The sequence below is a fragment of the Acidovorax sp. FW305-C-20-28 genome (assembly GCF_058783375.1).
On record NZ_JBYSYM010000053.1, the window covers coordinates 22,143 to 34,016 of the forward strand.

The 11,874-nt window shown below is 68.6% G+C and carries 12 protein-coding genes; 5 read left to right on the top strand and 7 right to left on the bottom strand.

The window, feature by feature from the left end:
* Window positions 1-89 precede the first annotated feature (89 nt).
* Together AC3WOH_RS33000 and ompR are read right to left on the bottom strand one after the other, a co-directional pair.
* Window positions 90-1,625, bottom strand: coding sequence for a sensor histidine kinase (locus tag AC3WOH_RS33000; protein ID WP_492233556.1), 1,536 nt, complete (start codon window positions 1,623-1,625; stop codon window positions 90-92).
* Between the two features lie 12 nt (window positions 1,626-1,637).
* Window positions 1,638-2,369, bottom strand: a complete 732-nt coding sequence (gene ompR / locus AC3WOH_RS33005) for an osmolarity response regulator transcription factor OmpR (RefSeq protein ID WP_007859588.1) — start codon at window positions 2,367-2,369, stop codon at window positions 1,638-1,640.
* A 194-nt stretch (window positions 2,370-2,563) separates the two neighbouring features.
* Here ompR and AC3WOH_RS33010 point away from each other — a divergent pair, with 194 nt between their 5' ends.
* On the top strand, window positions 2,564-3,280 hold the full coding sequence (locus AC3WOH_RS33010) for an SIMPL domain-containing protein (RefSeq protein ID WP_492233557.1): 717 nt from the start codon (window positions 2,564-2,566) through the stop codon (window positions 3,278-3,280).
* Window positions 3,281-3,322: 42 nt separating this feature from the next.
* Here AC3WOH_RS33010 and AC3WOH_RS33015 read toward each other — a convergent pair whose 3' ends face one another.
* Window positions 3,323-4,099 carry an SDR family oxidoreductase gene (locus tag AC3WOH_RS33015; protein ID WP_492233558.1) on the bottom strand — a complete coding sequence of 259 codons (777 nt, stop codon included), beginning with the start codon at window positions 4,097-4,099 and terminating at the stop codon, window positions 3,323-3,325.
* Window positions 4,100-4,230: 131 nt separating this feature from the next.
* Between AC3WOH_RS33015 and AC3WOH_RS33020 the strand changes: the two genes are divergently transcribed.
* The gene (locus AC3WOH_RS33020) at window positions 4,231-5,130 is read left to right on the top strand and encodes an AraC family transcriptional regulator (RefSeq protein ID WP_492233559.1); all 900 of its coding nucleotides are present in this window, start codon (window positions 4,231-4,233) and stop codon (window positions 5,128-5,130) included.
* Between the two features lie 16 nt (window positions 5,131-5,146).
* On the opposite strand, the gene AC3WOH_RS33025 is transcribed toward AC3WOH_RS33020, so the two are convergent.
* The 3 genes from AC3WOH_RS33025 to AC3WOH_RS33035 all read right to left on the bottom strand — a co-directional run bounded on the left by AC3WOH_RS33025 (window position 5,147) and on the right by AC3WOH_RS33035 (window position 7,287).
* A complete protein-coding gene (locus tag AC3WOH_RS33025; protein ID WP_492233560.1) occupies window positions 5,147-5,761 on the bottom strand; it encodes a YdeI/OmpD-associated family protein in 615 nt (204 codons plus the stop codon).
* An 18-nt stretch (window positions 5,762-5,779) separates the two neighbouring features.
* A complete protein-coding gene (locus tag AC3WOH_RS33030) occupies window positions 5,780-6,208 on the bottom strand; it encodes a hypothetical protein (protein WP_492233561.1) in 429 nt (142 codons plus the stop codon).
* A 128-nt stretch (window positions 6,209-6,336) separates the two neighbouring features.
* Window positions 6,337-7,287: an AraC family transcriptional regulator gene (locus tag AC3WOH_RS33035; protein ID WP_492233562.1), complete on the bottom strand. Its 951-nt coding sequence runs from the start codon at window positions 7,285-7,287 to the stop codon at window positions 6,337-6,339.
* 111 nt (window positions 7,288-7,398) lie between these two features.
* Between AC3WOH_RS33035 and AC3WOH_RS33040 the strand changes: the two genes are divergently transcribed.
* The 3 genes from AC3WOH_RS33040 (at window position 7,399) to AC3WOH_RS33050 (ending at window position 10,938) form a co-directional block, all read left to right on the top strand.
* On the top strand, window positions 7,399-8,151 hold the full coding sequence (locus AC3WOH_RS33040) for an SDR family oxidoreductase (RefSeq protein WP_492233563.1): 753 nt from the start codon (window positions 7,399-7,401) through the stop codon (window positions 8,149-8,151).
* A 126-nt stretch (window positions 8,152-8,277) separates the two neighbouring features.
* A complete protein-coding gene (locus AC3WOH_RS33045; protein WP_492233564.1) occupies window positions 8,278-8,982 on the top strand; it encodes a response regulator in 705 nt (234 codons plus the stop codon).
* Window positions 8,983-8,991: 9 nt separating this feature from the next.
* Window positions 8,992-10,938: a sensor histidine kinase gene (locus tag AC3WOH_RS33050; protein WP_492233565.1), complete on the top strand. Its 1,947-nt coding sequence runs from the start codon at window positions 8,992-8,994 to the stop codon at window positions 10,936-10,938.
* 36 nt (window positions 10,939-10,974) lie between these two features.
* Here AC3WOH_RS33050 and AC3WOH_RS33055 read toward each other — a convergent pair whose 3' ends face one another.
* Window positions 10,975-11,616 (bottom strand): LysE family translocator, encoded by a 642-nt coding sequence (locus AC3WOH_RS33055; RefSeq protein ID WP_492233566.1) that lies wholly within the window; start codon window positions 11,614-11,616, stop codon window positions 10,975-10,977.
* Window positions 11,617-11,874 lie beyond the last annotated feature (258 nt).

Here is an 11,874-nt window from a genome sequence, read left to right on the forward strand (position 1 = left end):
TGAAAAGGTAGATCCCGGGCAAGCGCGGGGGTCCTGCATCAAGACTCCAGGCGGGGCAACGCGATCCCCGACATGGGTGTGAACAGGCCCTACACCTTGTCTTCCGCCCGCCGGCGCGGCAACTGGCGCTTGACCGCGGGGCGCTGCAGGCGCTGCTTGGGATCCACGCCGTCGGGCAGTTCGCTGGCGCGCTGCAGCTGGATGTGGGCCACCAGGCCGCCGGTGCTGCTGTTGGCCAGCGCGAAGATGCCGCCCATGCGCTGCACCGTCTTGTCCACGATGGACAGGCCCAGCCCTGCGCCGGCGGCGGCCGTGCGGGCCGAGTCGCCGCGGAAGAAGGGCTTGGTCAGGTTGGACAGCTGCTCGGGCGGCACGCCCGGGCCGTGGTCGCGGATCTTCACCAGCACCCAGTTTTCGCGGCCCTTGGCGGCAATGTCCACCTTGGCCACACCGGTGTCCTCGGTCTTGCCGTAGCGGCGCGCGTTCTCCAGCAGGTTGGAGATCACGCGCGCCAGCTCCACCTCGTCGGCCAGCACGTTCAGGTCCTCGGGGATGGTCATGCCGATCTGCAGCTCGCGGTGGTCCTGCACCGCATACACGCAGGACGAGACCACGGCATGCAGGTTGACCGGCGTGAGGGTCACGTGGTCGGGCCGTGCATAGTCGAGGAACTTGTCGATGGTGGCGTCGAGCTGCACGATGTCGGCCACCATGTGCTCGCGTGCCACGTCGTCGTTCACGCTCATCTCGGTTTCCAGGCGCAGGCGTGCCAGCGGGGTGCGCAGGTCGTGCGAGATGCCCGCCAGCATCACCGCGCGGTCCTGCTCCAGCTTGGCAAGTTTTTGCGCCATGCGGTTGAAGCCGATGTTCACCTCGCGGATCTCGCTGGTGACCACTTCTTCATCGAGGTGGCTGGCGGCGAAGTCGCCGTCGCGCACGCGGTTGGCGGCGTACGACAGCTGCTTGAGCGGCCGGTTGATCAGCCGCGCAATGGCGGCCGCCCCCGCCAGCGACAGCGCGCCCGCGGTGATGAGCCAGATCAGCCAGGTGCGCCCGCCCGCGGGGCTGAAGCGCGAGCGGTCCATCAGCAGCCAGTTGGGGTCGCCGTTGATGTTGAAGCCCACCCACAGGCCGGGCTCGCCGTTCACGCTCTGGGCCACGATGGTGTCGGGCCCCAGGCGCTGGGTGAGCTCGTCGGTGAGGCGGTTGCCCAGCGCCGTGCCGTCGAGCAGGGCGAACTGGTCCTTGGGTTCGCGCGGGAGGATGCGCACACCCTCCTGGTCGGCCATGGTCTTGATGAGCGAGACGCGCGCAATGGCGTCCGAGTGCACCAGCGCGGCGCGGCTCAGGTTGACCAGCGAGGCGATCTGCTGCGCCGTGTGCAGGGTGCGCGGCTCGAACTCGAGCGCGCGCAGCGTCTGCAGCCAGGCCAGGATGCTGCCCACCAGCAGCAAGGCCAGCAGGAAGAAGGTGCGCCAGAACAGGTTGAGCCCCACGCGCGCCTTTTGCTCGCGTGCCAGGCGCACCGCTTCGAGCGGTGCGGGGCTGGTGGCTTCGGTCGGCGCAGTCTCGGAGGGGGAAGGGCGCGGTGCAGACCGCCCCTTGGCGCCGGTATGGGAGGACATATCCCTCGATTATCAGCTCGTGCCGTCCGGCACGAACACATAGCCCACACCCCACACCGTCTGGATGTAGCGCGGTGCGGCGGCATCCACCTCGACGAGCTTGCGCAGGCGCGAGACCTGCACATCCAGGCTGCGGTCGAAGGGCTCGAACTCGCGGCCACGGGCCAGCAGGGCCAGCTTTTCGCGCGACAGCGGCTGGCGCGGGTGGCGCACCAGGGCCTTGAGCATGGCGAACTCGCCGGTGGTCAGGGGCAGCTCCTCGCCGCTGCGCTGCAGGGCGCGGGTGCCCAGATCGAAGGTGAAGGGGCCGAAGTTGACCACCTCGTTGTCGCCCGAGGGGGCGCCTGGTGCCTCCTGCGCGGGGCGGCGGCGCAGCACGGCGTGCACGCGGGCCAGCAGTTCGCGCGGGTTGAAGGGCTTGCCCAGGTAGTCGTCGGCACCCACTTCCAGGCCCACGATGCGGTCCACGTCCTCGCCCTTGGCAGTGAGCATGATGATGGGCGTGCGGTCGTTGGCGGCGCGCAGGCGGCGGCAGATGGACAGGCCGTCTTCGCCGGGCATCATCAGGTCGAGCACGATGAGGTCCACCGTTTCGCGCAGCAGCAGGCGGTTGAGCGCCTTGCCGTCTTCGGCGACCATCACCTCGAAGCCTTCCTGTGTGAGGTAACGGCGCAGCAGGTCGCGGATGCGTGCGTCGTCGTCCACGACGAGAATCTTGTCGGTGCGGTTGGTTGTTGTGGCCATGTTGATCCCAAGTCCAATTTGTAACAGAGCCGATTCTGACCACTTGGAGCCGCAAAGTTCGGTTTTTAGGGTCTACTTTGACCAACTGTTACAAGTTTTGCGGAGCTTCGCACACTCGGTGCATGGGCTTCACGGCAGGGTGGGCGCCAGCGGTTATCGTGGCGCCACTAATGTTTGACGAAAGCTTTTCCCCTATGAAGATCACCTCCCGCCTGATTGCCACCGCCGCCCTGCTGGCCTGCTGCACTGGTGCCGCCCTGGCCCAGAACACCGCGCCGCCAGAGTTGCGCAACGTGGTGCAGCTGTCGGCCACGGGCACCGTGGAGGCGCAGCAGGACCTGCTGGTGGTCACCCTGGCCACCAGCAAGGAGGGCACCGACGCCAGCGCCGTGCAGGCCCAGCTCAAGCAGGCGCTCGACACCGCCCTGGCCGAGGCCAAGCGCAATGCGCAGACCGGCCAGCTCGACGTGCGCACGGGCCCCTTCGGCCTGTACCCGCGCTATGCCAAGGACGGCAAGATCAACGGCTGGCAAGGCCGTGCGGAGCTGGTGCTGGAAGGTCGCGACTTTGCGCGCATCACCAGCACGGCCGGCAAGGTGCAGACCATGGCCATCAGCCAGGTGGCGTTCGCCCTGTCGCGCGAGGCCCGTGCCAAGGTCGAGACCGAGGCCCAGACCCAGGCCATCGAGCAGTTCAAGGCCCGCGCGGCCGAGCTGGCCAAGGGCTTCGGCTTTGCCAACTACAGCCTGCGCGAAGTGGCCGTGAACAGCAACGAAATGTCCCCCGGCCCGCGCCCGCGCATGATGGCCATGGAGGCCAAGGCCTCGTCCTTCTCCGACTCCGCCGTGCCGGTGGAGGCGGGCAAGGCGCAGGTGGTCGTCACCGTGTCTGGCTCCGTCCAGATGCGCTGAGGCGGGCCAGGGCGGCCTGCCGCCGCCCTGCCGCCCTGGCGCTCAAAGGGCTTGACCGCCCGAAACTTCGATGCGCTGGGCGGTGACCCAGCGGTTGCTGGCGCCCAGCAGGCTGGCCACCATGGGGCCGATGTCGTCGGGCAGGCCCACGCGGCCCAGGGCCGTGAGCCCGGCCAGGTGGCGGTTCAGCTCGGGGTTGTCGCGCACCGCGCCGCCACCGAAATCGGTCTCGATGGCGCCGGGCGCCACCGTATTCACCGCGATGCCGCGTGCGCCCAGCTCCTTGGCCAGGTAGCGCGTGAGCACCTCCACGGCGCCCTTGGCGGCGGCGTAGGCCGCGTAGCCCGGCAGCGACAGGCGCGTGAGCCCGGTCGAGAAGTTCACGATGCGCCCGCCATCGGCGATCAGCGGCAGCAGCGCCTGTGTGAGGAAGAACACCCCCTTGAAGTGCACATCGACCAGGCGGTCGAACTGCGCCTCGCTCGTCTCGGCGAACGCGGCGTAGTCGCCATGGCCGGCGTTGTTCACCAGGTGGTCGATGGTGTTGCGGCCCCAGGTGGCCTGCAGCGCGGTGCGCAGGCGCTCGGTGAAGCCTGCGAAGCTCGCCACGTCGCCCGTGTCGAGCTGCAGGGCCACGGCCTTGCGGCCCAGGGCTGTGATGTCGGCGACCACGGCCTGGGCTTCGTCGGCCTTGCTGTGGTAGGTGATGACCACATCGCCGCCGGTGCGCGCGATGGCCAGGGCCGTGTTGCGGCCCAGGCCCCGGCTGGCGCCGGTGACGAGGGTGATGGAGGGGGTGGCTGCGGTGGTGGATGGCATGACTGGGCTCCTGGTTGAACGGAATCCAGTGTCTGGTGCAAGCCCCTGGCCGTGTTGCGCAAACCACGCCAATCCTTGCCTGATTCTCCAAAATCAGTGCCAAAGCTCCTACAAAGCGTTACGCTCGGCACATGACGTCACCTTCCCTGCTGTTCCAGGCCGTGGCCCGGTACACCGATGCCCATGCCCACCATCCCGGCGTGCTGCCCACCGCCATCCCGGGCATGACGGTGGTGCGTGCCACCGAGCCCAGCGGGCTGCTGCACGCCATCTCGCACCCGCTGGTCTGCCTGGTGCTGCAGGGCAGCAAGCAGGTGACCATGGGGGTGCAGGCCTTTGATTTCTCGGCGGGCGAGTCGCTGCTCATCACCGCCGACGTGCCCACCGTGAGCCAGATCACCCGCGCCAGCGCGGCCGCCCCCTACCTGTCGATCGCGCTGGAGCTGAGCCTGCCGGTGATTGCCGACCTCTCGGCCCAGATGGGCGCCGCTCCCCTGGGCGACCATGCCCCCGTGCGCGTGGACCCCACCGACGACGAGGTGGCCGATGTGGCCCTGCGCCTCATGCGCCTGCTGGAGCGGCCCGAGGCCGTGCCCCTGCTGCATGCCCCCCTGGTGCGCGAGCTGCACTACTGGCTGCTGGCCGGCCGGCATGGCGCCGCCATCCGCCGCCTGGGCTGGCCCGGCAGCCATGCCCAGCGCGTGGCGCGTGCCGTGGCCGTGCTGCGCAAGGATTTTGCCCAGCCCCTGCCGGTGGAGAGCCTGGCCGCGCTGGCGGACATGAGCCCTTCGTCCTTCCACCAGCATTTCCGGGCCGTCACCTCGCTGTCGCCCCTGCAGTTCCAGAAGCAGCTGCGCCTGATCGAGGCGCGCCGGCTCATGCTGTCCGAAGGCGCGAGCGCCAGCACGGCGGCGTTTGCAGTCGGCTATGAGAGCGTGCCCCAGTTCACGCGCGAGTACGGGCGCCTGTTCGGCCTGCCCCCGGTGCGCGACACCCAGGCCGCGCGGGGCAGGGCGCGCGAGGCGGCGTGAGCCTGCGGCTGCGGGCTCAGGAAGCCGCTTTGGCCTGCCTGCCCTGCGGGTAGATCGTCTCCCCCCGTGCCAGCATGTCGACAAAGGCCGCGATCTTCTTCTGCCGCCCGGCCGGGGTCTTGAGGTTGTGCACCCGGAACGCTAGCGCAAAGCGGTTCTGCTCGGTCAGCGTCCCCAGCATCTTGCGCGCCTGGGGGCTGGCGTCGATGGCGGCCTGCAGGTCGTCGGGAATCTTGAGGTTCTTGCCACTGCCGTAGGCACGGTCCCAGCGGCCATCGGCCTTGGCCGCATCCACATGGGCCAGGCCATGCGGCGTCATGCGTTTTTCCTTGACCAGCCGGGCCACGTTGTCCACGTTGATCTGGCTCCATACGCTCTTCTTGCCGCGCGGGGTGTAGCGCTGCAGGTAGCTGGTGTCGTCCAGGCCTTTGCGGATGGCATCGATCCAGCCCCAGCACAGCACCACGTCGATGGCTTCCTTGGGCGTGATGGAGGGCAGGCCCGAGGCCAGCTTGTGGATCTTGATCCAGACCTCGGTTTCCTGGTCGTGGTGGCGGCCCAGCCAGGTGTAGAAGGCCTGGGCGTCGGTGAATTCGTGGACTTTGCTGGGATCGACGGTGACGGCTGCCATGGGTCTGGAGGACTCTTTCTACTTGCTGAAGGCAATCAGTGTCCACACGATGATGGCCAGTTGCCCGATGTTGATCAGTATGGCCGTCACATGCGTTCTGCGAAAGCCCGGGATGGCGGTCACATAGTCGGTGGCCGACTGGATCTGCGCGCCCAGCGCATCCATCTTGGGGATGACCTGGCGGCGCAGCACGATGGCCAGTGCCGCCAGCGCCGCGGCACCCGCGGCGATGCCGGGGCGCCCTGCGGCCGCAAAGCTGATGGCCGTGGCCACTGCGGTGAGGAAGGCGGCCCGGTAGTACAGATTGAAGAAGGCGCGCACGAAGCGCGCATCGAGCGGCGTATCGTGCTTGAGCACCAGAAGCGGGATGGAGCCCATGATGAAGTAGGCCGTGGTGACGAGCAGGGCCACCGTGAAGAACATGGCGGCGATGAGGGATGCGGACATGGTGGTTTTCCTCCCAGGGGCGGGTGGTGCTGTCTGTCCGGCAGTGGGGTGGGCTGTCTGGCAGGTGCTGCAATTTTAGGATCCGCGCCCCACCCCTCGCTCAGGGAATGCGAGCATGGCGGCAGCGCCTACGCAGCGTCGCCTGCCGTCTGTTCCTTCGCATAGCGCCCCGGCGGCATGCCCACATGCCGCGTGAAGGCCACGCCGAAGGTGCTGACCGAGCTGTAGCCCACCTGCTCGGCGATCTCGGCGATGGCCAGCTTCCCCTGGCGCAGCATCTGCCGGGCCAGCGCCATGCGCCAGGCCAGCAGGTATTCCATGGGCGCCATGCCCACCGTGCGGTGAAAGCGCCCGAAGAATGCGCTGCGCGACATGGCGGCCTGCTGAGCGAGCCTGCCCATGGTCCACGGCTCCTCGGGCTGTTCGTGCATGCGGCGCAGTGCCAGCGCCAGTTGCGGGTCGGCCAGGCCCCGCACCAGGCCGGGTGCGGCCTGGGTGCGGGCCGACGAACGCAGGGCCTCGATCAGCAGCACCTCCAGCAGGCGCGCCATCACGATTTCGCGTGCGGGCCGCTCGCTGCGCGACTCGTCGCCCACCAGCTCCACCAGGGTGGCCAGGCGCCGGTCGCCGCGCACGTGCAGCCACTGCGGCAGCAGCGGCACCAGCAGGGCCGCGTCGGGCGACTCGAACACGCAGTGGCCTACCAGCATGCGCACGTCCACCGCGCCGGCCGGGTCGCCCACGCGCGCGCCGCCGGGCATGGGGACGATGGGGGTGTCCACGGTTTCGCCTTCGCGCGGGGGCGCGCGGTCCACGCTGCTGGTGGCGAAGCTGCGCGCCGCAGGGATCAGCGCAAAGTCCCCCTGCTGCAGCGTGAGGGTCTCGCTGTGCCCGGGGCTGTCCACCCGGTCTATCGTGAGGTGGCAACTGCCCTGCAGCACCACGAAGTAGAACGGCCGCCCGGTCTCGCTGCGGCGCACGGCCCAGGGGGCCGACGCCACCACGAGCTTGGAAAACGGCGCGGCGGGCCGCAGCAGCGAGACGACTTCCGCCAGCGGATCGGTGGCCGGAGCATTCATGGGGGGCTGGACGATTTCGACAAAACAATGGACTGGCGAGTGTATTCAATCCAGACGAGCCTTCCTACCATCGGTGCCTTCATTCATTGCTTGCCAGCTGGAGTCCACCCCATGCCCAACCCATCCACCGTGCTCATCACGGGCTGCTCCTCCGGCTTCGGCCTGGAGACGGCCCGCTTCTTCCTGGTCCAGGGCTGGCGCGTCATCGCCACCATGCGCACACCGAGCGAAGACCTGCTGCCTGCCTCGCCGCACCTGCGCGTGCTGCCGCTGGATGTGGCCGATGCCGACAGCATCCGCCGCTGCATCGCCGATGCCGGCCCCATCGACGCGCTGGTCAACAACGCCGGCATCGGCGTGCTCGCGCCTCTGGAGGGCATTGCCATGGAGCACGCCCGCGAGGTGTTCGAGACCAATGTCCTGGGTACCATCGCCATGACCCGGGCCGTGCTGCCGCAGATGCGTGAGCGCCGTGCGGGCGTGGTGGTCAACGTCACCTCCAGTGTCACGCTGCTGCCCTTGCCCCTGCTGTCGGTCTACACCGGCAGCAAGGCCGCGGTGAATGCCTTCACCGAGTCGCTGGCGCTGGAGCTGGCGCCCTTCAACGTGCGCACCCGTCTGGTGCTGCCCGGGCGCGCGCCTGGCACCAGCTTTGGCCAGAACGCGCTGCCGCGCATGGTTGGCAGCGTGCCCGAGGCCTATGCGGAGTTCCGCGACCGCGTGTACGCCGCCGTGCGCGACACGGCCACGCCCGTGACGCACGCCGACGACGTGGCCCGGGCGGTCTGGCGCGCGGTGACGGACGCGGCGGCCCCCATGCGCACCCCGGCCGGGGCCGATGCGCTGGCCCTGGCGGGGGCGTAGCCGGGGCACGGCGGGGCCGGGCGGCATGCCCGCTTGTCCCTAGAACTAGGGACAGCGCAAAAGCCGATGCTGTGGGAAACTCCCCGGGCCCCTTTCCTGTCCGAGAGATTCCAGCCCCTTCCGCCCATGTCCCCAGCCCTTCCAAGCCCTGCCAGCATCCAGATTGCGCTCGTGGAGGACGATCCGCAGTTCCAGGCCGCGGTCGCTTCGGCGATCCGGCAGACGGACGACATGCGCCTGCTGTGGGTGGCCGACACGCTGGCACAGGCGCTCCAGGCGCTGGGCCAGGGGCCGGCGGCCGATGTGCTGCTGGTGGACCTGGGCCTGCCCGATGGCTCGGGCATCGAGGCCATCGCCGCGGCCGCGCGGCTGTGGCCCGCCTGTGCGGTGATGGTCAGCACGGCTTTTGGCGACGAGGCGCATGTGTTGCAGTCGATCGAGGCCGGTGCCAGCGGCTACCTGCTCAAGGACAGCATGCCCGAACGCATCGTGGGCGAGATCCGCAGCCTGCATGCGGGCGGCAGCCCCATCAGCCCGTTGATCGCCAGGCAGGTGCTCATGCGCTTCAAGCAGGCCAGTGCGCCAGCCTCGGAGCCCGCCGCCCATGCCGACGCAGACACGGCGGAGGCCAGCAGTGTGGTCACGCTGTCCGCCCGCGAGCGCGAGGTGCTGCTGTACATCACCAAGGGTTTCACGGCCGACGAGATCGCGCGCGTGCTGGAGGTCTCGCACCACACGGTGCTCACCTTCGTGCGGCGCACCTATGCCAAGCTCAAGGTGCGGTCCAAGGCAGAGGCGATCTACGAGGCGCGGGCCCGGGGCCTCATCTGATCGGGCATCGTGGCGGCGGTCTTCCGTTTCCTTCGTCTTGTTCTTCTTCTGGCGGCAGGCCTGCTGTCTGGCACGGCGCTGCATGCCCAGCCGGCGGACGGCACCACGGCGCACCACATCGTGCAGGCGCAGATGCTCGTGCGCCCGAGCCTGGGCTTCACGCCCCCGCCCTATGCGCTGGGCGACCCGCTTGCGGACGGCGAATGGACCACGGTCGATCTGCCCTACGCCGAATCGCCCAAGGTGCAGCTGGGCGCTCCGCAGAACCCGCCCCTGACGGTCGAGACCTGGTACCGCCTGGCGGTTCCGGCCTTTGCGCAGGCCGCCGGCCCCTTGTACCTGTATCTGCCACGCTGGAAAGCCGACGGCCAGGTCGCCGTCTACGGCGATGGCAGGCTGCTGTACCAGTCGGACGCGAATTTCCTGTGGAACGCGGTGAACCTGCCGCTGTGGATTCCCCTGCAAAGCACGGCGGGAGCCCCCGCCGTGCGCGAGGTACAGATCCGCGGCCAGCGCCTGCGCCATACCGGCGGCGCCCTGTCCACGGCCTGGGTGGGCAACCGGGCGGCGATCGACTGGCGCTACCAGGTGCGCTCGTGGCTGCTGTCCGACTTTCCTGCCGTGAGCAGCGCCGCCTTCCTGGCCGCGGGCATCTTTGCCCTGGGCGTGTGGCTGCGCCGGCGCGAGGTGCTGTACCTGCTGTTCTTCGTGATGTCGGCCGTGGCCTGCGTGCGCACGCTGCACTACTTCGTGAACCGGAACCGGGTGCCGATCAGCGACGAATGGTTTGGCTGGCTCACCGTGAATTCAGTGTTCTGGCTGGTGCTGACCGCGCACTTCTTTCTGCGCCACCTGCATGGCGTGCGCCACCGCACGGTCTCCCTGGTGGCCAGTGTGGTCACCGTGCTGGTGAGCGCCGTGACGCTGCCCATGGTCAAGGTGCTTCCGGCTGCGGCGGTGGTATCGCCTTTGCTGTACGTGGTGCTGCTGGTGCTGGGGACCACCTTGTTCGCCGTGGCCTGCCGCGATGCTTGGCATGCCCGTTCCAGCGAGGCCGGGCTGCTCGGCGGCTGGGGGCTTTTGAGCCTGCTGGCCGGGTGCTATGACTGGCTGTTGCAGAGCAACCTGCTGGTCAGTGTGGAGGGCATGTACCTGGGTGCCTACAGCAACATCGGCGTGTTCTTCATCTTCTCGTACGTGGTCCTGCACCGCTACCTGGCTGCGCTGGCGGGCATGGAGCGGGTGAACACGCACCTGGAGCAAAGCCTGCGCGAGCGCGAAAGCGAACTGGCGCAGAGCTACGAGCGGCTGCGCGAGGTCGAGCACCGCCAGACCCTGGTGCAGGAGCGCCAGCGCCTGATGCAGGACATGCACGACGGCCTGGGCTCCTCGCTCACCAGTGCCCTGCACCTGGTGCGCCACGGCAAGGCCGACAGCGAAGAGCTGGCCCAGGTGCTGGCCGAGTGCATGGACGACCTGAAGCTAGCCATCGACTCCATGGAGCCCGTGGACGCCGACCTGCTGCTGTTGCTGGCGACCCTGCGCTTTCGCCTGGCGCCCCGGTTGGAGGGCCTGGGCATGGGCTTGCGCTGGGAGGTGCAGGACGTTCCCCTGCTGCCCTGGCTCGACGCCAGCAGCGCGCTGCACCTGCTGCGCATCCTGCAGGAATGCTTTGCCAACGTCGTCAAGCATGCCCAGGCCTCGTGCATCCAGCTCGAATGCGAGGAACGCGATGGCGGAATCGAGGTGCGCGTGCTCGACGACGGCCGGGGCTTTGACGTGCAGGCCGCCCTGCAGGCGCGCGGGCGTGGCCTCAAGAACCAGCTGCGCCGCGCCGAGGCCCTGGGCGCGCGGCTCTCGTGGGCCAGCAGCGCGGCCACCGGCACGTGCTGCGTGCTGTGGCTGCCGCTGGTGCAGCAGCAGGCCTCGCCTGCGCCCGGCCGCCAGGCTGCGTGACCGACCGATTGGCCAAGTTCGCTAGGCGCCGTCGGTTCAGCCCAGCTTGTGCCGTGTGTTCAGCAGGCCCAGGCCCAGCGCGATGAAGGTGCCGCCCACGATGCGGTTGAACAGCCGGGCCCGCGCCACCACATGGCGCTTGACCAGGGAGATCAGCGCCACGTAGAAGGCGTGCGAGATCAGCGCGCAGATGGCGAAGGTGGTGGTCAGCAGCAGGTACTGGGTGAACAGCGGTTCGCCGGGCACGATGAATTGTGGGAACAGCGCCGAGAAGAACAGGATGGACTTGGGGTTGGTGAGCGACACGCCCAGCCCCTGCACCAGCAGTTGCCAGTTCTTGCGCTCGCGCCGGTCGGTGGGGGCGGCGTTGCCTGCATCGCTGCTGATCAGCGCGTCCTTGCTGCGCCAGCGCTTGACGCCCAGCCAGATCAGGTACATCGCGCCCACCACCTTCATCACGAGGAAGGCGTTGGCCGACATACTGAGGATGGCCCCCATGCCGAGCATCGCCAGGCCCGAGACCAGGTAGATGCCCGCCGAGCTGCCGACCGAGCTGAAGGCGGTGCGCCGGGCCCCCACGTCCATGGAGTTGGAAATCGCCAGCAGCACGGCGGGGCCAGGGGTGAAGCACATCAGCAGGGAGACGCCGCAGAAGAGGAGCCAGTGGGGGAGGGTCATGGTGGAGGTGCTTTCGTGGATGCATCGGCCGCTGGGGGATTTTCTTTGAATCGGTACGGGGGCGCTGGCGTGGGGTTGATCGGAATGGGGATGGATGCATCATGCGTCGGGCGGGGCTGTGGAAGCTTCGTTGTGTGGCTTATCGTTGTTTGTTGGTTTTTTTGCTGCGTGCCTTGTTTGAGGGCGGAGGCCGGGATGTGCGCCCGGCGGCGCAGTAACTTTCTCTTGCGTCGCCAAGAGAAAGTCACCAAAGAGAAG